The 21654-nt window shown below is 39.1% G+C and carries 20 protein-coding genes; 14 read left to right on the top strand and 6 right to left on the bottom strand.

The genetic code is table 11. The annotated features are described in order from the left end of the window. Nucleotides 1-65: 65 nt before the first annotated feature. From SJY16_RS09690 to SJY16_RS09670, 5 genes are all read left to right on the top strand, one after another. Nucleotides 66-1853 carry an L-lactate permease gene (locus SJY16_RS09690; RefSeq protein ID WP_377888953.1) on the top strand — a complete coding sequence of 596 codons (1788 nt, stop codon included), beginning with the start codon at nt 66-68 and terminating at the stop codon, nt 1851-1853. 126 nt (nt 1854-1979) lie between these two features. Then, the gene (locus SJY16_RS09685) at nt 1980-2231 is read left to right on the top strand and encodes a hypothetical protein (RefSeq protein WP_377888952.1); all 252 of its coding nucleotides are present in this window, start codon (nt 1980-1982) and stop codon (nt 2229-2231) included. Nucleotides 2232-2333: 102 nt separating this feature from the next. Further along, a complete protein-coding gene (locus tag SJY16_RS09680; protein ID WP_377888951.1) occupies nt 2334-2564 on the top strand; it encodes a hypothetical protein in 231 nt (76 codons plus the stop codon). Between the two features lie 122 nt (nt 2565-2686). After that, complete coding sequence (gene rlmN / locus SJY16_RS09675) at nt 2687-3754, top strand: dual-specificity RNA methyltransferase RlmN (RefSeq protein WP_377888950.1); 1068 nt, start codon at nt 2687-2689, stop codon at nt 3752-3754. A gap of 141 nt (nt 3755-3895) precedes the next feature. Beyond that, entirely contained in the window at nt 3896-4276 is a 381-nt protein-coding gene (locus SJY16_RS09670; RefSeq protein ID WP_377888949.1) for a hypothetical protein, read from the top strand. Nucleotides 4277-4279: 3 nt separating this feature from the next. Here SJY16_RS09670 and SJY16_RS09665 read toward each other — a convergent pair whose 3' ends face one another. From SJY16_RS09665 to SJY16_RS09650, 4 genes are read right to left on the bottom strand one after another with little or no spacing between them, the layout of a single operon-like run. Continuing rightward, nucleotides 4280-5365 (bottom strand): GerAB/ArcD/ProY family transporter, encoded by a 1086-nt coding sequence (locus SJY16_RS09665; RefSeq protein ID WP_377888948.1) that lies wholly within the window; start codon nt 5363-5365, stop codon nt 4280-4282. An 18-nt stretch (nt 5366-5383) separates the two neighbouring features. After that, a complete protein-coding gene (locus SJY16_RS09660) occupies nt 5384-5620 on the bottom strand; it encodes a hypothetical protein (RefSeq protein ID WP_377888947.1) in 237 nt (78 codons plus the stop codon). 11 nt (nt 5621-5631) lie between these two features. Continuing rightward, nucleotides 5632-6771 (bottom strand): Ger(x)C family spore germination protein, encoded by a 1140-nt coding sequence (locus tag SJY16_RS09655; RefSeq protein WP_377888946.1) that lies wholly within the window; start codon nt 6769-6771, stop codon nt 5632-5634. 36 nt (nt 6772-6807) lie between these two features. Next, nucleotides 6808-8346, bottom strand: coding sequence for a spore germination protein (locus SJY16_RS09650; RefSeq protein ID WP_377888945.1), 1539 nt, complete (start codon nt 8344-8346; stop codon nt 6808-6810). Nucleotides 8347-8506: 160 nt separating this feature from the next. Here SJY16_RS09650 and SJY16_RS09645 point away from each other — a divergent pair, with 160 nt between their 5' ends. From SJY16_RS09645 to SJY16_RS09635, 3 genes are read left to right on the top strand one after another with little or no spacing between them, the layout of a single operon-like run. Then, the gene (locus tag SJY16_RS09645; RefSeq protein WP_377888944.1) at nt 8507-9976 is read left to right on the top strand and encodes a spore germination protein; all 1470 of its coding nucleotides are present in this window, start codon (nt 8507-8509) and stop codon (nt 9974-9976) included. A 26-nt stretch (nt 9977-10002) separates the two neighbouring features. After that, entirely contained in the window at nt 10003-11100 is a 1098-nt protein-coding gene (locus tag SJY16_RS09640; protein ID WP_377888943.1) for a GerAB/ArcD/ProY family transporter, read from the top strand. Beyond that, nucleotides 11097-12209, top strand: coding sequence for a Ger(x)C family spore germination protein (locus tag SJY16_RS09635; RefSeq protein WP_377888942.1), 1113 nt, complete (start codon nt 11097-11099; stop codon nt 12207-12209). The genes SJY16_RS09640 and SJY16_RS09635 overlap by 4 nt, the downstream gene beginning before the upstream one ends. 91 nt (nt 12210-12300) lie before the next feature. Here SJY16_RS09635 and SJY16_RS09630 read toward each other — a convergent pair whose 3' ends face one another. Further along, a complete protein-coding gene (locus SJY16_RS09630) occupies nt 12301-14472 on the bottom strand; it encodes a GDYXXLXY domain-containing protein (protein WP_377888941.1) in 2172 nt (723 codons plus the stop codon). 623 nt (nt 14473-15095) lie between these two features. Here SJY16_RS09630 and SJY16_RS09625 point away from each other — a divergent pair. Further along, nucleotides 15096-16064 (top strand): hypothetical protein, encoded by a 969-nt coding sequence (locus SJY16_RS09625; protein WP_377888940.1) that lies wholly within the window; start codon nt 15096-15098, stop codon nt 16062-16064. A gap of 12 nt (nt 16065-16076) precedes the next feature. Here the strand turns inward: SJY16_RS09625 and SJY16_RS09620 are convergent, their stop codons facing one another. After that, entirely contained in the window at nt 16077-16412 is a 336-nt protein-coding gene (locus SJY16_RS09620) for a hypothetical protein (protein ID WP_377888939.1), read from the bottom strand. Between the two features lie 425 nt (nt 16413-16837). On the opposite strand from SJY16_RS09620, the gene SJY16_RS09615 reads away from it, so the two are divergent. The 5 genes from SJY16_RS09615 to SJY16_RS09595 all read left to right on the top strand — a co-directional run bounded on the left by SJY16_RS09615 (nt 16838) and on the right by SJY16_RS09595 (nt 21615). Then, nucleotides 16838-18046: an acyl-CoA dehydrogenase family protein gene (locus SJY16_RS09615; RefSeq protein WP_377888938.1), complete on the top strand. Its 1209-nt coding sequence runs from the start codon at nt 16838-16840 to the stop codon at nt 18044-18046. Nucleotides 18047-18063: 17 nt separating this feature from the next. Next, nucleotides 18064-18837 (top strand): SDR family oxidoreductase, encoded by a 774-nt coding sequence (locus SJY16_RS09610; RefSeq protein ID WP_377888937.1) that lies wholly within the window; start codon nt 18064-18066, stop codon nt 18835-18837. Nucleotides 18838-18935: 98 nt separating this feature from the next. Continuing rightward, on the top strand, nt 18936-19505 hold the full coding sequence (locus tag SJY16_RS09605; protein ID WP_377888936.1) for a TetR/AcrR family transcriptional regulator: 570 nt from the start codon (nt 18936-18938) through the stop codon (nt 19503-19505). Nucleotides 19506-19584: 79 nt separating this feature from the next. Further along, nucleotides 19585-20469 (top strand): 3-hydroxyacyl-CoA dehydrogenase family protein, encoded by an 885-nt coding sequence (locus tag SJY16_RS09600; protein ID WP_377888935.1) that lies wholly within the window; start codon nt 19585-19587, stop codon nt 20467-20469. An 81-nt stretch (nt 20470-20550) separates the two neighbouring features. After that, the gene (locus tag SJY16_RS09595; protein WP_377888934.1) at nt 20551-21615 is read left to right on the top strand and encodes a phosphotransferase family protein; all 1065 of its coding nucleotides are present in this window, start codon (nt 20551-20553) and stop codon (nt 21613-21615) included. The last annotated feature ends 39 nt before the right edge of the window (nt 21616-21654 follow it).

The following is a 21654-nucleotide window of genomic DNA, read 5'->3' as shown; positions in this document are numbered from 1 at the left end:
CTATGTCCTTTCATCTGAGAATAATCATTCTAATCAACCTTTACCTTAGAATTGGAGGAAGAAGAATGAGTACAGGCTTATTAGCCATTCTCTCGATACTACCGATTGCGGCAGTCGGCATCTTTCTTGTAGGACTTCGATGGCCTGCAAGTAAGGCGATGCCAGTTTCTTACATTGTCGCTGTTGTCCTTGCTTTGTTTGTTTGGAAGGTACCAGGAGCCACTGTTGCAGCTGCTTCCATCAATGGATTGGTCGTCGCCGCTACACTTCTTTATATTATCTTTGGTGCTATACTTCTTTTGAACACTCTTCAAGAAAGTGGGGGAATTAAGACGATCCGTGAAGGATTTATCGGTATTTCCCCGGACCGACGTGTGCAAGTGATCATTATCGCATGGCTTTTCGGCTCGTTCATAGAGGGGTCAGCTGGATTTGGAACGCCTGCCGCAGTCGCTGTTCCCCTCTTAGTTGGTCTCGGTTTTCCAGCAATGGCAGCTGTAGTAGCTGGAATGGTAATTCAGAGCACACCAGTATCTTTTGGCGCTGTGGGAACCCCTATACTAGTTGGTGTCCAAACTGGTTTAGCAGCAGATGCAAGCATCACTGATAATTTCCTTTCCTTAGTAACGATGGTAGGTGGCCGGGTCGCCATTTTGCATGCGATCATTGGAACACTGATCCCATTGTTCGTGGTCGCTCTTATGACACGATTTTTCGGTAAAAATAAATCATTTAGTGAAGGAATAAAAATCTGGAAGTTCGCTCTTTTTGCAGCCTTTGCTATGACAATCCCATATGTTATTGTGGCAAATTTTCTCGGACCAGAGTTTCCATCTATGATCGGCGGGCTAGTTGGACTAGCTATTGTAGTTACTGCGGCCAAGAAAGGGTTTTTAATGCCTAGTAAAGAGGAATGCTGGGATTTTGATGATAAAGAACACTGGGATCCAGGCTGGACGGGTAGTATTGAAATTAAAGACATTGCTCATAAAAGTGGTAGTATGTCGATGGTAAGGGCCTGGACGCCATATATTCTTGTGGGTCTTCTATTAGTTCTCACTAGGTTGAAAGCACTCCCTTTATTAGAGTGGATAAAATCATGGAATGTTAGTTTCCCGAATATTTTAGGAACTGACATTTCTGCAAGTTTTCAACCGCTATATTTACCAGGTACGATTTTTATTCTAGTATCTCTCATCACATTTGTGATCCATCAAATGAATACTACCTCCTATAAGCGAGCGTGGGCACATTCCGGGAGAACGATGATTGCTGCCTCAACTGCTCTTGTATTTACAGTTCCAATGGTACAAGTATTTCTGAACTCAGGAGGTGGTGCATCAGGTTTCGAAAAGATGCCGATCGTTCTTGCAGATGGTGTCGCGTCCTTGACTGGGGACTTTTGGCCGCTTTTCTCATCTTTCATCGGTGGTCTAGGAGCATTCATCGCAGGAAGTAATACTATCAGCAACATGATGTTTTCACTCTTCCAATATGACGTTGGGTCCAAAATCGGTGTTGATGCCTCGTGGATTGTTGCTCTTCAGGCTGTGGGAGGCGCAGCTGGTAATATGATTTGCGTCCATAATGTTGTGGCAGCTTCTGCAGTTGTAGGACTGGTAGGGAAAGAAGGAGAGGTTATCCGGAAAACACTCATTCCATTCATCTACTATGCGACGTTAGCAGGAGCATTAGGATACTCTGTCGTCTGGACAGCTGATAAAGGATTCTTCAATCTTGGTACGGTCATCGTAACGGTCATCGCTGCAGGAGCCATTTATATTATTGCTTCCAACAAATCTCGATCTTCAACCTTAGAAGTGAACACCTCGTCATATAAGTCAGCGAAATAAAGAATAAAGCACCTGTCGAAATGACGGGTGCTTTATTCTTTAAATATACAGAAAATTCCCAACAGCATGTATGAACGAACTCTCGTTCGTTCATACTGTATTCATAACTTAAAGGAGGGACTATAGATGGATCGCTATAGAATCATGTTTTCATACCGAATGAGAAGTGTTGGATTTTTATGTGTACATTGTTTCGATACGTTTGAAAAGCAAATTGTAACTGTACCGATTTATAGTAGTTATGATGGGATTGATCCAGCGCATGGAGCTTTCACAAAACTACCATCAGAGCTTCAACGTACGCTACTTTCTGAAAAAGAGAAAATCAATAGTGGGTACTACGCGATAAGGACATGGGACGTCGAAAATTTAGGATAAAACCGTACAGCTGTTAAACAGCTGTTTTTTTAGTGTAAAATAAACAAAGACAAAGCTTACAATGAAAAAGAATAGGGAAAAAAAGTGAGGAGGAGGGATCATATGTTAAACAAAGTTGATTATTACTTATATAAGGTGGATGTAACGCAACCAACAGGTGCAGAGGTTTCATATTTTTGGGAGATTAGCGTAGCTGAGTTTGATGGCAAAATCTTCTCGTACGCGAAAGCAGATGAATTCGGTAGAAAAATTCGTTGGCATGAAAGCAATCAGCCTGATAAAGAAAGTGCCCTTGCTGCTATACAAGAGAGATGTAGGAAACAGAGTAAGTAAGCTCGTCAGAAATCACGTTCTTTATTACTGCGTCCAAGGAAACTCGTCTTAACCCATTGCTTGTTGGGCATACTTCTAGTAGTATAGAAATGAATGGCTAAGAATTGAAAAGAGGGTTACAAATGAAACAATCTATATACGGGCTGACTTTTGATCAGTTGACCGATTGGCTAATGGAACATGGTCATAAGAAATTCCGTGCTTCACAAGTATGGGATTGGCTATATAAAAAGCGCGTAAAAGACTTTTCACAAATGAACAATGTTAATAAAGAGTGCATCCAACTACTAAAAGACAATTTTGTTATCCAAACGCTAGAACAAGAAATCAAACAAGAATCTTCTGACGGTACGATTAAGTTCTTGTTTAAATTGCAGGACGGTAACGTTATTGAAACAGTACTCATGCGCTTCCATTACGGACTATCTGTTTGTGTAACAACTCAGGTAGGTTGTAATATCGGCTGCTCATTCTGTGCAAGTGGGCTTTTGAAGAAGAGCCGCGATTTAACAAGCGGAGAGATCGTTGAACAAATTATGAACGTCCAACACGCTCTGGATGACAAAGGGGAAGAGGAACGCGTAAGTCATATCGTGATCATGGGTATTGGCGAACCTTTCGATAACTATCAGAACATGATGGACTTCCTTCACGTTGTTAATTCTCAAAAAGGACTTTCAATCGGTGCTAGACACATCACGGTATCAACTAGTGGACTTGCTGATCAAATTTATGATTTCGCAAACGAAGATCTGCAAGTTAACCTTGCTATCTCGCTTCATGCTCCAAACGATGAAATACGAACGAAAATCATGAAGATCAACAAAGCATATCCACTTAGCAAACTAATGCCGGCGATCGATTACTACCTTGAGAAAACCAATCGTAGAATTACGTTCGAATATATTATGCTTCGCGACGTTAATGATCATAAGGAAGAAGCAGTTCAGCTCGCTAAGCTGTTAAGTGACAAACGTCACCTTTCATACGTTAACTTGATTCCTTACAATCCAGTTGATGATCATTCTTATCAACGAAGTGAGAAGGAAGCCATCCTTGCTTTCTATGACACACTCAAAAAGCACGGAATCAACTGCGTTATCCGTCATGAAAACGGAACAGATATTGACGCAGCTTGTGGTCAGCTAAGAAGTAAACAAGTGAAAAAGCTAGAAAAAGCGGAAAAGTAAGTTCACGCACACCTTTTAATAGGTGTGCTTTTTTGTTGATATCAATCGTCCAAAGAATCTCATCTCGCACCTCAAATAGGTTCCTTTCACGGTTTCATTTCGAATGAATAAGCTGTAGAAAAAAGAATATGAGGGGAAGCTATGAAAGGTTTAATCATTACGGGGGTACTATTAGTCGTACTCGTTTTCTCGGGAATGTATAAACAGCATCAATTACACATTGCTCCATATGACAGTGACCAAGATGATATCGGAGTAATGTCGGGTTATAACCATATACACGTTGTGATAGAGAATGAACAATTTGTTCGAATAGATGTTTACAACAAACAACGCGAAAAAGCAAATAGTTATTCTTTAAACGACATGGAAGAACTCTTTCCATCAGCAAAGTTTATAAAGGTATTCGAAGAGAACGAGAGACTTTTTGCAGTTTATATGGATAATGAAAAACGAGAAGCGAACAAAAAATTAGTCGTTGGAGCAAGAGGTACTCTTCAATTTGCACAAGAAAGAAGATAAGAACTATCGTTTCACAAGACTGCGTCCAGCAACGATCAATAAAGGGAGTAAGCCAAGCGAAAAAGCAAGGATTGTTTCCATCAAAAGACCGCTCTCACCAAGTTCAACCTCATTATTAAAACTAGTAGTAGAAAAAAGGTAAACGAGCAAAGCGAGCGGAAATACAAATGCTCGTTTGTTCGATAAATCAAATAGTTGTGTAACGACTTCATTTATGATGAAAAGCATCATGGTTATTTTCATGTATGATCCTATGATCAATGCGATGCCAAATATCGACTCCAACCGCTGAATACTCTCTCCAATCTCAATAATTCTTGCGAGCTGGAAGATCGGAAATTTCTCATACGTTACCATAGGTCCGAATACCATAATTGCTGCTATGATCGTAACGGCTAATATAATTCCATTTAATAGTAAACCTCCATACATCCAGCGTTTAAAAGGTTCATTCCTTTCTCGTTTCAAATAGGGTAGAATCATCGCAAAATACATGATGTCTACATAAGGGAAGCCAATTCCTACATAAGCAGCATGAAACACTGGTTTCCAACCAGCTGTGATCACCGGCTTAAGGAATTCTGGGTGATAATGAGTGATATTGAGAACTAGAATTGAAAGGATGATGAAGAACAGAAAGTAGAGCATGCCATGAAACATCCGAGCCATCACTTCGATTCCTTGTCTAACGGTTAAGGCGGCGACCATCATGATCAAAAAGTGGAAGATGTATAATGGACTTTCTTTCATCATAGAGGTAGTCAGAAATTGCCCCATACCGTAAGTGATGTTTGCTGTGAACAAAATGACGATTAAAGCGAGAGAGATCCCAAACAAGTATGCGATTGGTTTCCACAATAGTACCTTTGTGTATTGAATATACGATAGTGTGGGATACCGCTCATACATGAATAGAACAACCATCATCACGAAGAATCCGAAACCGTTCGCCAACAGGATCGAAATCCATGCGCCGTTTTCTGCAATACCGATGAATGGACCTTGAATATTGATTATCGTTGATCCCGTGATAAAAGCCTGAAACAGCAATATCATTTGTAATGTACTGATTGTTTCTACTTGTTTCATGCATGCACGCCCTTTCGTTTAGGATGTAAAATAATCAAAAATTATACGAGCAGGACGTTCAAAAGGAACGTCTAATAGATCATCTAAATTAAAATACGTTTTACCAATAATAAAGATAAAACTTAAATAGAAAGAAATACATACTAAAGCCATGTAAAAGATGAAGTCTTTCCTGCTTTTCTTATCCTTATCAAGAAACCATGTGTATCCAAGAAGCAGATAGACAACGACGGTAACAATTCCTCTCTCGATCATCTTACACTTCCTTAATCAAAGAATGCTTTTCCTATATCTGAACCTGAATTACCAATATCCATTTCTACTGACACCTTAAATGAAGCCTCACTGAAAATGTCGGGCCACTGATCTTTTATTCCTTTCCACTGCTTAGGGTCGTTTCGATAAAATTGATTTCCAATCCCTATTAAATCAATTTTATCCTCCTGTAACTCACGGAGAGTTTTTTCAATGTTCTTTTTCACTACACCTGCTACTTTATTGTTATATTTATTGATTTTTTCAGTTGTATCGATACTTGAACACTTTAATTCGCCAATATCTCCTGCCATTTTAATATCCACCCTAACATTAGCGGTATGATCTCTTGTTAACTTCGGTTTAATCGATGTGTTCACATCTCTGATTTCAATAGACTCTTTCAAGTTTGCTTTCGAACCCTCACAAGGGACTTCGATAATACCTGATTGGGTTTCATTGGTTAATTTCAGCAATGACTCTGTCTCCGTCGGAGATAGCTTTCCTGTTAGTTTTCCATTTTGGAGATAGGAAATTCCATAGACAATCGGCTCACCAGTAGGAGCGAATTTATAATAGGGAAGCTTTGATGTACCTGTTTCTGCCTTTAGTTCTCTTCCAAATACCAACAAGTTTATATCAATTGTTTTAGAGTTATATTGATAGGAGGAGTTTTCAATTTCCTTAAGTTGTTGACTGATCGTATTTTCAATAAAAGGCTTATTTTCGAGGTAATCTTTTGCTTTTCCTTCCATGACCGCAATGCTAATCATCAGCCTCGGTTCATGGTCACGATAGAAAAACTCTAGAATTTCCCCCACATTTCGTTCTTTAGCCAATTCCTCACTAATCAATATAATTCTGGTATGACTCCACTGAGCTTTCCGACCAAGATGCGTCGCAATATCTCGAATTGCTTCAAAAACACTATCACCTGTTGTTTTAATATTAAAAAACGCTTTATCTCCACCACCTGCGGCACTACCGATCTTTGGGGAAGGCTTAATAAATTGAGTTGTTAAATCGATTTTCCCTTTATCATCTTCGGACAAATCGATTGCAACTGCTTGAACAAATCCGAATGCAGGTAATTCCTCATGATCCCAACAGCCACTTAAGAGGAGGGAGGTGGTCACTAAACAAATTAGCAATGTTACACTCCTTCTCGACACAAAAATTCACCTTCCTTACTTATCATTTGCTTTAGAATGAAAAGCACTTTGTTTATTCCTTCTTAACTGTTTAGAAAGAGGAGACCGAAAGATGAAATCGTACAGGATTCCACTTCGTATCGGCCCTAATGGAGCAAAATAAGGTTGTCCTAAAGATCGTAAACTAATGAGATGAAGATAAATCAGTAGAAATCCGATCATAAGGCCAAACCCTCCTAGAGTTGCCGATCCAAGCATTAGAGGGACCCTTAATATACGAGAAGATGTTCCAAATTCATACTGAGGAATTGAGAATGATGCAATTCCCGTTAGCGCTACAACAACAACCATCATTGGAGAAGCAATACCAGCATTTATTGAGGCGTCTCCAATAACGAGAGCACCTACGATACTGACTGCAGAACCTATTGGTCTAGGAAGCCGCAAGCTTGCTTCTTGCAGTAATTCAAAGAAGAACAACATAACAAAGGCTTCTATTAAAGCTGGGAAAGGCATTCCTTCTCTAGTATCTAATATCGCTAATAACAAAACAGAAGGAATTAACTCAGTGTGAAACGTTGACAGTGCGATATAGATACTTGGTAAGGAAAGACTAATAATATATCCTGTAATTCGAAGCATCCGGATTAGAGACGAAAACAATGTTCGTTGATAATAGTCCGAAGGGGATTGGAAGAACTCTACAAATAATCCAGGACATATTAAGACTGTTGGCGTCCCATCGACGAGTGCAATAATTTTACCTCCAAGTAGAGCAGATACCGCAACATCCGGTCTTTCGGTGGTTTTGAATTGTGGGAAGGGAGAATATGTCGAATCCTCCATTAGCTCTGCAAAATAAGACGTTTCCAAAATCTCTTCGTCGTTAATTTCATCAAAACGTTTTTCGAATTCTTTCAATGTATCCTCAGGTACCGTTCCTTCTAAATATGCATAAGCAACTTTGGACCTTGTTTTTTCACCCTTTTTCTGAATTTTCACCTTTAATTTATCTGACTTTAGTCGAGAACGAATCAACCCTAAGTTCTTGGTTAAGTTTTCAATGGTACCTTCTCTAGGACCGATAACAGATACTTCATTCTGTGGCTCTCCTACAGAGCGTTTTTCAACTGCAAAAGCATCGTATGCCAGCGCTTTATTCCATCCTTCAAAAATCACAACAATGTAACCGTCTAATAATTTCTCACTTACTTGCTCAACTTTCTCAACCACTTTAACCGCGCGAGACGTTACTCCATGTTCAATAAAGAACTCTTTTACCTCTGTTAAGTTTACCTCAGTTGCATTCCCGACTTCATGAGGGACTAGGTCCTGCATGACCTCTTTAAGAAGATTAGCTTTCTCGTTCTGAACAATTGTTTCACAAAAGATAACTAACGCTTTTTCGTTATAGTGACTGCTATATTGAAACTTATTATATGTAATATCTTCACAATCCGTAAAAATTTCTTTGATGGCAGTTTCATTATTTTCTAATTTTCTTGATAGTTGCGATTGTGGAGTAGTATCCTCTTGCTGTTTATTCACCGTACGTCTTTGCCGTCTCAATTTCATCGCAAAAACTCCTCTACGACTCTTTATTAAGTAGTTTCTCAAAAAAGTTCGGCAATATTCACAGAGGTTTCAGATTGGAATTAAGCGCTTTTTCTATATGAATAGATTAAATCTAAGAAGCACATAGTAATAAAACGCAATTTCTTTAGGGGTGAGGATAGTGAGAAGAAAAAGGAGAAAAATTAAAGAACCAGCAAACGAAATCGTATCATCCAAAGAAAAAGCGATTTCTTCATATTTAAATGATAACAAAGAGTATTTGAACCTAACCCCGAATCTGCCAGGACTAACAGTAAGGGAAATAACAATATTTGATGGTCGTGATGCGCTCGTTACATACATTGAGAATATTTCAGATACCCCTTTTATTAGCCAGAATATCTTACGCCCATTATTCTCAACACAGTCAACAAATCGAAAAGTAACGGATGTTATAACAGTTCCAAAAATTAACACAGTTAACAAATGGAATGATATAGAAACAAATCTTCTTCATGGGTGTTGCATTATCTTCCTTGATGGAGAGAAAGACGCACTTGCAATAAATGCACAGAACCTACGAAAAAGAAAGCCTATGGAGCCCGCAAACGAACGAACGATCCGAGGTGCTCATATTGGCTTTATTGAACCATTGGAAGATAACATTTCCATGATTCGACAGTTTCTAACAAGTGATCAATTGAGAATTCAATATACTTCCGTGGGAAAAGAAAATAAAACAAAAATTGGGATCGTATACCTTGAAAACCTTGCAAACCCGGAAGCTCTTGATGAGTTGATGAACAGAATAGAGAAAGTAAATTATAAAACGGTTCTAGACTCCGGGGAATTAGAGCAAATGATCGAGGATAACCCTTATTCAATCTTTCCTCAGTTTCTTGCATCTGAGAGACCAGATAGTGTTGCATCAGACTTGCTACAAGGTCGCTATGCGATTATCGTTGATAGATCCCCTAGTGTCATTGTAGGGCCTATTAATTTCAACTCATTTTTCCAAAGCATCGAGGATTATAGTTCAAGGTGGATCTCATCTTCGTTTATACGTATTCTCCGGTTTGTTAGTTTTGTTATTGCTATTTTCCTACCGTCTTTTTATATCGCGATTATTTCATTTCATTATGAAATACTACCTCTAGAATTACTTCTTTCGATAGGACAGTCGAGAAGAGAGGTACCCTTTCCTCCTATAATCGAAGCGTTTTTAATGGAGTTTATCCTTGAAATGCTGCGTGAAGCTGGATTACGGTTACCAAAGTCAATTGGTCAAACAGTTGGTATCGTTGGAGGTATCATTATAGGGCAATCGGCGGTAGAAGCAGGAATCGTGAGCAATATAATGGTTATCGTTGTTGCGATGACTGCGATTTCATCATTCGTTATGCCTAACCCGGAAATGGCATTCGGCATTCGATTCATTCGTTTTCCGATGATGCTAGTCGCTTCTTTCTTTGGAATGGTCGGAATTGTCATCGGTTTTATGATTATTGTAATGCACATAATTAGCCTTGAATCACTAGGGACTCCATACGGAATTCCGTTTGGGCCACTCAAATGGAGAGACTTAAAAGATTCCATAATACGTTTTCCACTATGGACAATTGACAAGGTGAAAGCATCACGTCGCAATTAGATGCAGAATAAATGGAGTTGGTGAACATGCCTAATTTCAAGAATAATACGATAACGTTAACGCAGTTTTCTTTGTTGATTTATGGAACGCAATCAGGGATTGGGATTTTATCATTACCCAGAGATTTAGCTGAAATTGGAGATACGAGCAGCTGGATCTCACTCTTCATTGGGTATCTAATAAGTGTTATAGCGTCCATAATCATTATTCAAGTTATGAAAAAACACCCTCAAGATACGATCATACAGCTATTCCGACGCTTTTTCGGAAAATGGTTAGGGTCATTTTTTTCTGTCTGTTGGATTGGTTACACAACCCTAGGAATGTTTCTTATTACGGTTACATCAATCTTCATCATTAACACTTGGGTTTTACCTAAAACAGCTCCATATCTTATCCTTCTCATCATTACAATACCAAGCTTTTATCTTGCGAGAAACGGGCTCCGAATTATTAGTCGCTTTAGTGTGCTTGTATTCTTTTTCACCTCCTGGATGGCATTCCTATTCATGTATCCAATGTTTACTGGGAACTTACTAAATTTGTTGCCCATCATAAAAGATGGGATCATGCCCATCATTAAATCAGTGCCTAATATTACATTTTCTTTCTTAGGATTAGAATTGTTATTTATCATTTATCCATTCCTAGATGATAAATCAAAAGCTGTGAAAGGCGTTCTTATTGCGAACGGTCTAACGTTATTAAGTTATTTAGTCGTTACATTCAGTTCATTTATCTATTATGGACCTTATGAAGTTCTGGAATATGTATGGCCAACTTTAAATTTAGTAAAGCCAATAGAATTCCCTTTTCTTGAGCGTTTCGAGATTATTTTCTTATCGTTCTATTTATTAATTCTTGCTACTACTGGAATTCCGTATTACTTTGCCTCTTCATTTAGTATTGCACAGCTTCTAGGGCGTAAAGATCATCAACTCGCATTGTTTCTCATACTCCCAATTCTATATGTAACCTTCTTCTTCTTTACCAACTCATTAGCAAACTTAGATAAACTCGGAAGCATATTTAATAAGGTTGGTTTGGGATTCGCTTTTATCTTGCCAGTCTTTTTACTAGGTTATGGATGGTTATTTAGACTATTTAGGAGGGGAAAAATGTGATACTCACCTACAAAAAACACATAAAATTAACCATCATTTTTTCACTTATCTTCTTAGTAGGATGTCGTTCTGATCAACTGTCCTTGGAAAGGACCTCGATCGCTTTAGTAGTGGGAATTGATAAAAGCTCTGAAGAAGGCGATATGACGATCTACCAAACAAGTCCAGTGTTCAGTAGAGAAGCAATGGACACTGTTTCAACATTAAAAACAACCGCTCATTCGTTGCGTCAAGCTAGAGATAACTTAGATTCTCAAAGTTCTGGGACAGTAGTGGGGGGGAAACTCCAAGTTTTATTATTAGGGAAAGAGTTAATGAAAGAACAATCAATTTTTGAGGAATTGGATGTGTTCTATCGAGACCCAAAGAATTCTCCTAATGCAAGAGTTGCTATGGTAGATGGTCCAGTCCAAGAGATCATGGAGTTCACGCCAAAAGACAAGCCTCGTATAGCAGTCTACTTATCAGATCTCATCGATACAACTCATCTGAGAGAAAATGCTGTTTTAACCACGTTACAGGCATACCATTACGCAAATTTCGAAAAAGGCATAACGCCTGCGATAACAGAAGTGCTCTTTAAAGGGAAAGAAATACAGGTTCAAGGCACAGCATTATTAGACAAAAAGGGTAAATATGTATTTTCTATCGGGCATTTCGATAGTTCATTACTCCAGATGCTAAAAAAAGATGTCAAGGAACCGATTCCAATTTCTCTTGTTGTAGAGGAACCCAATAAAGTCCTTAGCGTTGGTGTGACTCGAATCAAAAGCAAAATAGATGTCTCTTATAAAGGTGATCAACTCATCTTTGATATCGGTTACAAACTAAAAGTATCCATTACAGAAAACACATCTTCCTTAGACATCGAAAAGGATTCTTCCAAAATTCAAACCATTATTTCAGATGAAATCGACAAAAAGACGAAAGAACTTATCAAGAAAGTACAAAAAGAGCAAATAGAACCGTTCGGACTCGGAATTTATGTTCGAGCGTACGAGTACAAGAAGTGGAAAACCTTTGAAGACAAGTGGCCAGAAGAATTTTCAAAAGCACAGGTAAATGTCAAAACATCTGTAGCCATCATAGAACATGGAGTTGTTCAATAAACCAAAATTCAAAGAAGAATTCATAAGTTCTATGAGATATTATTCAGACAAAAAAAGCGCCAATGCGGCGCTTTTCTATTTCCGTAAAACCTTATTTAACTAATTCTGTAAGAATTGCATTACCGTTCGAGCCGACCTTAACAATCGCATAGTTCATCGCTTCATATTCTTCTCCTGATCCTTCTTCTATAAAGAAGCTTTCAATTCCATAGTGGGCAGACCCATTTGAATTCAAAATTCCCTTTATGAACACATCCGTTTTCAACGGTTTATAACCTTTGTTCCACTCACCTCCAACTTGATAATAACCAGAGTATTCATAATACCCTTCTTCATTTTTCACCAGAACCACTTTTACTTTCTTTCTTCCTTGTATGTCTGTTGTATCGTCTAGGTTCGAGATATCATAACGCAAACGTACATAATCACCCTGAAGCATCGATCGAGGGTCTATAGGAGCTAACTTCAGCTTGATTTCACTACCATTCTGAACGATCCATTCATCATAAAAGCCTTGATAAGTAATCATTGTAACCATTATGAAAACGATAAGGAATAGTGGCTTTTGATGTGTTCTTACAAAAGAAGGTGGTGAAGGAGATCCTGTTGGTTGTCGTTTTGAAACAAACCACGTGATTCCAAATACAATCAAGGAAGCGATCATCAACGTGATTGATTTATGAAAGAGTGTCCATGCAAAGTCATAATATTTGTAGAGTAGAAATGCGTATAGAAACACAATTCCGAGCCAATATGAAAAAAGGTGCAGTTTCGCTTTGGAGAAAATAAGAGTGAATACAAAAGCAAGAAAGAGAAGATTCCAAAACCAATATAGCCACTCACCTTGGTTCAAGAACGTAAGGGCAAATAGAAGAAATATCGTATAAACCACCGCATTACGCTTATTCCATTCTTTTTGTGCGAGTAAGAAGAAGATCATATTAAACAAAAACATGATAAACAAATAATGTTCGACATCAAATTGAGGCATAAAATTACGTTGTTCACTAAAAACAATGAGAGCGATAAGAATCGAAGCATTCAGTAAGAGATAGAGGTACATTTCAATCCATTTATGATTCCAGAGCTTCATTAATACGACAATAAGTAAAATCGTTAAGATCGAATAGTAAGGAATATGAGGTCTGTTGTCACTAAACCCATGTGATAAATGATAAAACACCCCACTCCCAAACACGATCGTTATTCCTGCAAGAAGCAAAACATGCGAAAGAAGAGGTACGTTGCTTTTTACAAACAATGAAGGCAGAACGAGTAACCCAAATGCTGCTAAGAATATTGCTAAGAAAGAGGAGGTACCTAATGTTATTAAACCAGTGAAAGAACTAATCAGCATCAGCGCACAAAAAACAGTTACCACTACGGTTAGAGAAGCACTCATACGATGTTTCCAAGTGTCAGAAACCTTACTAGATAGTTCTAAACGTCTTAAATAAGTGATTGTCATTATAATGACGACCACGATCGAAGTAAGGAATACAAAATAGACACCAATCCCTATCACTTCATACGCTACAGATAGCCCTTTGAAATATAGAAACACAGAGAGTCCAAGGCCACTTGTAATCAACCAGACTCGATTCTCACGTTTTTTCCACATATACAAACTAACAATTATATAGCCAAAATATAGCCATGATATAAATTGATTATATGAACCATGTCCAAAGCTTTGAGTGAGGAAACAAACATGCATCACGCCAAAGCTTCCATATTCAATCCACTTTGATAAAAGATACCTAGAGCGGGAGAGAAAAAACCATATATGACAAAACAATAGAAACAGTAGTAAAAAACCAAGCTCCTGAAGATCAGTCCAACCAGGATCATAGGAAGTAGGGAAGACATAGAAGGAGTAAGAGGCTACTGACAGTATAAATGCCAGAACAAAAAACGCTTGATAACGCGTTAAAACCGCAAATGCTATTACAGGGACAAACCATACGAGATAAAGCACGTAGGAATCTGCGTGTGAATTGTATGTTTGGCCAATGATCGCAACACTGATTCCAAATGCAACCGCTCCCGCTAACCACATCCACCTCTCCATAAACCTATGAGAGTGTGGGAACCTAGCGAGAATGAAAGAAACAAGAAAGAATAACAATGGCAGAATGCCCGCTAGGATGATCTTGTCAGTCCGTTCAAATACATACCAATTTGAAGCAAAGAAATAGATAATACTACTGATTAATAAAGAAAGCCCGATTAAATACCCTGTATGGATACCTTTACGATTCATTGCAGCCACCCTTTCTCATTCTGAAGCGCTCAGTCATCTATTCATACCTCTCCATAATGATATGTCATCATTCTCTAGAATTTGTTCTAAATCATCTAGACTATGAATCTAGGGAGTTGGAAAATAACGTGATAATCGTGGATTAAAAGGAGTAGAAAGGGATATATTTTTCACAACTTGTCGCACATTGAATAATATATACAAGCAATCTTACAAAAGTAGAAGGGGAGAAATAAATGGCTTCTCATAAAAAACACAAAAAAGAAGCTTCTTACTGTAGTCAATGCGCTTCAACAATCTGTTGTTGTCATAAAAATTCTTTGTTTGACCTTTGCAAATTTTGCGGATATAAAAAATGTATTTGTAAACACATTTGTAAATGTAAACCAAAGTGCAAAGGGCGATGTGAGTTTGAGCTATTAAACATAGATGCATCGAAAGACGTAACAGTAACGCAGGGAGATTTAGAGTTAGAAATTGAACAAGGGGACGTGTCCCAAAATAACTCACAGGGTCAGTCTGGATCTAATCTGGGCCCTCAAACCCAAACGAATTCACAAGGACAGAGCGGTTCAACTTTAGGATCACTAACCCAAAATCCTACTGAGACCCAAACTCAATCCATGGCGGAACAAACACAAAACCCTACGGAAACTCAAACCCAAACAATGGCCGAACAAACTCAGAATCCCACTGAAACACAAAGTTTAACGATGGGGGATCAATCGCTAACTGGTCCGACACAAACCCATACAAACGGTCCTCAAACGACTGGAGCCCAAACACTTCAAGCGAATCCAACGAATAATAGCTCTGCAGACGTCACACAAACCGTTAGTGGCGTAACAGTAAATGTTCCAGTTACGTTAGAAGTTAGTTGTGGATGTGATAAGAAGAAACACGATCATAAACAATCCTATAAGAATGAAGATTGCTGTGCAAAATCAATGGGTGAATTATTAAACCAAATACGAATTTTACAACCCACATTCCTAGAAACGATCGATATTTATTTATCAGATTCACCAGCACTAGCAGCAAATCCAATACCTGATCAAACCATTACAAACGTTTATAATTGTTCAACCGTTTCCTTTGCAACCGGTCCAATCGTTGCAACGCCGTCAACAACAGCCCAGTTATGTAAAGTTGCAGGTTTCTCAGCTATAGATAATGGAGCAACTCCTAACTTATTTCAATATTTAACGAACTACGCGGCTACGTGTTCAACAAATACTTCCTTGAATAACTGTGGATGCGGAGGATATGATTGCAACAGCTGTAATAGCTCTCTATGCAAATGCAATGCTTGTGCAAATGGAATAGGAGAGCAGCTTAAATTATTGATCGGCTCTAGCAACGTAAATCTAATTATCGATGGTGTTCCAGAAGAGATTTCTGATGTAAGTGTATTAAATGTTTGCGATTGTTTAGCATTCTTTACGAGTGCAGATGGAACTACGATTTATGCGTTCTCTCTATGTGCAATCAATGAATTCACCCCTGTAGAAGCCTTAGCTGCCGCACCTCCCGTACAACAACCTCCAACCTTATTTGAAAGACTTTTTGAAGGCGATGATATGGAGTGCTAATGAAGCACTCTTTTATTTTTGATCATTTTTATTTTGTGCTTTTGCAATTTGTTCCCATACACTCTTATTGATTTGTTCACTTATTCGTCTTCCAGTGATTTCAGAAGTATCAACTTCTTGTTCACTCGACACTACCTTACCATTAACAATTTTATAATTTTGTGATTGGGTTACAGTAGAGTAAGTTTGGTTAAGTTTTTCATTATTATACGATTTAAGCTTTTCTAATTGTATCGATTCAATCTCTTCTATAAACTTCGCTTTTATTTCAGTTAATTCCTTTTCAATGTTAAATAAGAACTCTTCCTTCAACCTTGCAAACTCGGCTTTTAATTCTTCTGGTTTCATTTCAATCACCTCATATAAAGATAAAAACACATACCCTATCGTATGATGAATAGGCAGTAACGTTCTTCATCAATTAATTTGTTTTGAGGTCTTATGAAAGGTGAGGGAAGAAGGAGTAAGTTATCGAGGTTAAATTAGCCCCAAAATGATGATGAACTATATAGATGAACATGCATGGAAACCTGAGACTTATGTTTAAGGTTTTTATACTTTATAACCTCATTTCCATTGTAAATAAAAGCAATAATTCAAGATACATTTTCAACACTATGAACCTTTATATAACTAACGAGCGAGTAGAAAGCGGGTGATAACAGACACCCGCTTTTAAATCCATGTATTGAATATTCAGAAATTACTATTTATACTTAATACATGAACATACCAACCGGTTAGTTAGTTACGGATACGAGGAGACGAATACAATGAATTTTGCCTATTCCGAGGTTTGCCAATCTTACCTCGAACGAGTAACTGCATTTATGGAAACACATGTGTACTCGAATGAAAAAGTATACGAAGAGCAACTCTCAATGCTGGAAAGCCGTTGGACCGCTGTCCCTCCAATTATGGAAGAGTTAAAACAAAAAGCGAAAGACGCTGGTTTATGGAATCTCTTTTTACCTGATAGTGACTATGGTGCAGGCCTCACAAACACGGAATTTGCTCCCATATGTGAAGAGATGGGACGTTCGATGATTGGACCTGAAGTCTTTAATTGTGCTGCACCGGATACAGGAAATATGGAGGTACTCGTTCGATACGGAACGGATGAACAGAAAAAGAAGTGGCTTGACCCCTTACTTTCTGGAGATATTCGCTCTTGTTTTTCGATGACCGAACCTGATGTAGCTTCTTCAGATGCGACGAACATTCAGGCTCGTATCGAGCGGGTTGGTGATGAATATGTGATTAATGGTACGAAATGGTGGTCGTCTGGTGCTGGAGACCCTAGATGTAAGATCGCCATCGTGATGGGAAAAAGCGACTCAGCTGCTGCGAAACATGAACAACAATCCATGATTTTAGTGCCTCTTGATACTGAAGGTTTGACGATCAAACGGATGCTCCCAGTGTTTGGGTATGACCATGCTCCCCATGGCCATGCAGAAATTGAGTTTAAGAATGTACGAGTACCTTCTTCTAATATCATCTGGGATGAAGGGAAAGGATTTGCAATCGCGCAAGGAAGACTCGGTCCTGGCCGAATTCATCACTGTATGCGTTTGATTGGCACAGCTGAGCGTGCGCTTGAAGATTTATGTAAACGTGTACATAATCGCGAAGCATTTGGTAAGAACCTTTCTGAGCAGGGTGTAGTAAGAGAATGGATCGCTGATTCGAGAATTGAAATTGAACAGGCAAGATTACTAACTTTAAAAGCCGCTCACATGATGGATACAGTTGGAAACAAGGAAGCAAAAGCAGAAATCGCGATGATAAAAGTAGTGGCACCAAACATGGCCTTAAGAGTCATCGATCGCGCTATACAAGCATGTGGTGGTGCTGGAGTAAGTGATGATTATACGCTCGCTGCTCACTGGGCTAACGCAAGAACATTACGACTTGCTGATGGACCAGATGAAGTTCATCGGAATGCAGTCGCAAGGCATGAACTGAGAAAGTATAGCTAGCAAAGGGGGAGTTACACATGAACGTAATGGAGTTATTCAATTTAACTGGTAAAACAGCGATCGTGACTGGTGGTGGAAGAGGACTCGGAAAGCAGATTGCAGAGGGGTTCGCAGAAGCAGGAGCGAACGTTGTAGTTTGTTCAAGAAAACTTGAAGCTTGTGAAACGGTTCGTGATGAGTTAGAAGCAATGGGAGTCAAATCTCTTGCCTTCGAATGCGATGTGACGAACCAGGAAGACATCCAACGAGTCGTTGACGAAACCAGGAAAGAGTTTGGTGGAATCGATATTCTCGTCAACAACAGTGGAGCAACATGGGGAGCATCTGTCGTTGATATGCCACTCCAGGCCTGGCATAAAGTGATGGAGGTGAATGTAACAGGCACATTCCTTTTTGCACAAACTGTTGGCAAAGAAATGATCAAACAGAAGAGCGGTAAGATCATAAACATCGCTTCTGTTGCTGGACTAGGTGGCGCTGATCCCCGTTATATGAATGCAATCGGCTATAACACGAGTAAAGGCGCAGTCATTACGTTTACAAAAGACCTCGCAGTAAAGTGGGGAGAATATAATATTAACGTCAATGCGATTGCGCCAGGCTTCTTTCCAACAAAAATGTCCCAAGGCTTGATCGAAGCTGGTGGAGATAAAATACTAGATTCTACGCCGCTAAATCGATTCGGGTCAGAAGACGATTTGAAAGGAGCCGCTTTGTTTTTGGCTTCAAATGCATCGGGTTATGTAACAGGAGATGTTCTTATTGTCGATGGGGGACAGCACGCGATGTGACCGTAATGTTTTTCTCGTAGCAAGCAAGGCAACATGAGGTGTGCATCGGCGTAACCTCCATGTGATAGTAAACAACGATAGATTGAGAGGGTACTGGCATGAAACACGAACTAACTTTGAAAAGTATAGAGCTATTTGAGAAAAAAGGATTCAGTGAAACATCGATCCAAGACATCGTTGATACGGTCGGTGTTACGAAGGGAACCTTTTATTACTATTTTAAGAGTAAAGAAGAGCTATTGATGGATATTCATTCTTCTTACATAGACAGCATGATTAAGCAGCAAAAGGAGATTTTAGAAGATCGTTCGAAGGATTGTCGAACGAAACTATACGACATGGTCTACATGCTCATTCATAACATCGAGCTTGAAGGAAAAAGTGCACGCGTTTTCTTCCGTGAAATAAAGAATTTGAAAGAGGAAAATTTATCAGAGATTTTGCCAAAACGGGACCAAATCCGCTATTATTTTGAAGATCTTTTAAAGCAAGGCGTTGCAAATGGAGAGTTTCGAAACGACCTCAACATAGGAATCGTCACATTTGGTATTCTCGGCATGACGAATTGGACCTACCAATGGTATCAACCAGACGGACCAGTGTCAGATAAAGAGGTCGCTCAGATGTTCGTGGATATGGTCCTAAATGGCATAGAAGAAAGCAGCTAAGCTTTTTCGCTTCACCATTTTGGGAAACGCTTACTAAACAACTATTCTAACCAGTCAATATGTTTAAGGAGGAACTAAAATGAAACCTAAAGAAATCAAGAACATTACCGTCTTAGGAGCAGGGTCGATGGGGCATCAAATTAGTATGCTATGTGCTCTCGGAGGATATGAAACAACCATTCAAGATATTAACGAAGCAGCTTTACACGATGCACGTGAGAAGCTTAATGCCATCATGACGAAGTGGGTGAAGAAGGGAAAAATCACTGAAGAAACGTTAGAGTCTGCTTTTAGTAGATTACATTTTACTACAAGTCTTGAAGAAGCGGCTGTTAGAGCTGATTTTATTATCGAAGCGATTGTTGAGAAGTTAGATGCGAAACGCGAAGTCTTCGAAAAGATCGACGAATACGCAGCACCAGATGTGATTTTCGCAACAAATAGTTCAACGATCGTGAATTCATTGATTGCTTCTGTTACGAACCGTAAAGAGAAAATCGTAAACATGCATTTCTTTTTCCCGCCACTCATCATGGACTGTGTGGAAGTTGTAATGAGTGACGATACGTCAGAAGAAACTGCTAATGTAACGATGGAAGTATGTGATCGCATCAACCGAACGGGTGTGTTATTGAAGAAAGAGATTTCAGGATTCGTTGCTAATCGCATTCTAGGAGCACTACAAAAAGAAGCGATGTATCTTTACGAAGAGGGCATCGCAGACTTTGAGGATATCGATTTAATCTGTAGAAAGGCACTGAATCATCCGATCGGTCCGTTCGAATTAATGGATCTATCTGGTATTGATGTGGGCTACTATGTGATGCAGCAACGGTACAATGAAACTGGTAACCCTGAAGACAAACCTTCCAAATCGATAGAGGAAAAGGTGCAAGCAGGGACACTAGGCAGAAAAACCGGTAAAGGATGGTATGACTACACGAAAAATCAGGTGAAAAATTAATAGACCGCTATGAAGAAAGCTCCTTGGCTGAAGACACTGTCCGACTTAAATTCGAAGATTTAGTTATCAGGAGGGTAACCTATGTCGATTTCACATGATACGATTCCTGTCCGTGAGGGAGAAGAGTTGCATCACCAAAAGCTAGAATCCTTTATAAGAGAAAACTTCGAGGTAGTAAGTGCTGATCCACTCACTATTCGGCAATTTGGTACGGGAAGCTCAAATTTAACATACCAAGTATCGATTGGAGATTGGGAAGCCGTACTTAGAAGACCTCCCCTTGGGCCTCTTGCTCCAAAAGCACATGATATGGAGCGAGAGTTTACCATCCTGAAAGAATTACATCCTATTTTCTCCCTTGCTCCTAAGCCATTTCTCTATAATGAAAGTTTGCTAGATGCTCCATTCTTTCTTATGGAGAGAAGAAGAGGAATTGTCCTTGATACCTCATTCCCTGATGGTTATCAACCAACAGAAGCTCTATGCAAAAGCATTTCTGAAAAGATGGTCGACACGCTTGTAGATCTCCATAGCATCAACCATGAACATACAAAATTGGGCGAGATCAGTCATCCAGACGGGTTTATGGAACGTCAAGTTCATGGCTGGATCAAGCGCTACAATCGTTCGAAAACAGATGACATTAAAGGTATTGATGAGTTAACGAGTTGGATGGCGGCCAATATTCCAAAATCACAGAGTCCCGCAGTCATCCACTATGACTTTAAATTAAACAATGCGATGTTCTCACACGATGACTACAGCAAACTAGTTGGTGTGTTTGATTGGGAGATGGCTACAGTTGGAGATCCTCTAGCAGATCTCGGTGCTGCGATGGGATACTGGCTACAAGAAGATGATCCTGAAATACTCAAAAAAGGGATGGGAAAGCCACCGGTTACCGTGATGAAGGGTTTTATGACAAGAGAGGAATTTATTGAAGCGTATGCTAGTCAATCCGGTCGCGACGTGTCACAAATGAACTTCTATTTAACGTTTGCTTATTTCAAGCTCGCTGTTATTTGTCAGCAGATCTACTATCGTTGGAAAATGGGACAAACCTCAGACGAACGCTTTCGTCATCTGAATCACTTTGTTATAAGCTTAATCGCTCATGCCAGGAACAATGCGAGTGTAAAGCGGTAGGATTTCATATGAGAAATAGTGCCAGACTGAGGTTCAAAT

The sequence above is a fragment of the Alkalihalobacillus sp. R86527 genome (assembly GCF_042466185.1).
In the GTDB taxonomy this organism is placed as follows: Bacteria; Bacillota; Bacilli; order Bacillales; family Guptibacillaceae; genus Guptibacillus.
The sequence above is the reverse complement of the archived record's forward strand: the minus strand, read 5'-3'. Positions and strand labels throughout refer to the sequence as shown.

Excerpts from the sequence above, each read along its gene's own strand:
- rlmN (WP_377888950.1), top strand. The coding sequence starts at position 2,687 with ATGAAACAATCTATATACGGGCTGACTTTTGATCAGTTGACCGATTGG.
- SJY16_RS09630 (WP_377888941.1), bottom strand. The coding sequence starts at position 14,472 with ATGAATCGTAAAGGTATCCATACAGGGTATTTAATCGGGCTTTCTTTA.
- SJY16_RS09685 (WP_377888952.1), top strand. The coding sequence starts at position 1,980 with ATGGATCGCTATAGAATCATGTTTTCATACCGAATGAGAAGTGTTGGA.
- SJY16_RS09600 (WP_377888935.1), top strand. The coding sequence starts at position 19,585 with ATGAAACCTAAAGAAATCAAGAACATTACCGTCTTAGGAGCAGGGTCG.
- SJY16_RS09680 (WP_377888951.1), top strand. The coding sequence starts at position 2,334 with ATGTTAAACAAAGTTGATTATTACTTATATAAGGTGGATGTAACGCAA.
- SJY16_RS09640 (WP_377888943.1), top strand. The coding sequence starts at position 10,003 with ATGCCTAATTTCAAGAATAATACGATAACGTTAACGCAGTTTTCTTTG.
- SJY16_RS09615 (WP_377888938.1), top strand. The coding sequence starts at position 16,838 with ATGAATTTTGCCTATTCCGAGGTTTGCCAATCTTACCTCGAACGAGTA.
- SJY16_RS09665 (WP_377888948.1), bottom strand. The coding sequence starts at position 5,365 with ATGAAACAAGTAGAAACAATCAGTACATTACAAATGATATTGCTGTTT.
- SJY16_RS09620 (WP_377888939.1), bottom strand. The coding sequence starts at position 16,412 with ATGAAACCAGAAGAATTAAAAGCCGAGTTTGCAAGGTTGAAGGAAGAG.
- SJY16_RS09650 (WP_377888945.1), bottom strand. The coding sequence starts at position 8,346 with ATGAAATTGAGACGGCAAAGACGTACGGTGAATAAACAGCAAGAGGAT.
- SJY16_RS09690 (WP_377888953.1), top strand. The coding sequence starts at position 66 with ATGAGTACAGGCTTATTAGCCATTCTCTCGATACTACCGATTGCGGCA.
- SJY16_RS09670 (WP_377888949.1), top strand. The coding sequence starts at position 3,896 with ATGAAAGGTTTAATCATTACGGGGGTACTATTAGTCGTACTCGTTTTC.
- SJY16_RS09660 (WP_377888947.1), bottom strand. The coding sequence starts at position 5,620 with ATGATCGAGAGAGGAATTGTTACCGTCGTTGTCTATCTGCTTCTTGGA.
- SJY16_RS09595 (WP_377888934.1), top strand. The coding sequence starts at position 20,551 with ATGTCGATTTCACATGATACGATTCCTGTCCGTGAGGGAGAAGAGTTG.
- SJY16_RS09625 (WP_377888940.1), top strand. The coding sequence starts at position 15,096 with ATGGCGGAACAAACACAAAACCCTACGGAAACTCAAACCCAAACAATG.
- SJY16_RS09610 (WP_377888937.1), top strand. The coding sequence starts at position 18,064 with ATGAACGTAATGGAGTTATTCAATTTAACTGGTAAAACAGCGATCGTG.
- SJY16_RS09605 (WP_377888936.1), top strand. The coding sequence starts at position 18,936 with ATGAAACACGAACTAACTTTGAAAAGTATAGAGCTATTTGAGAAAAAA.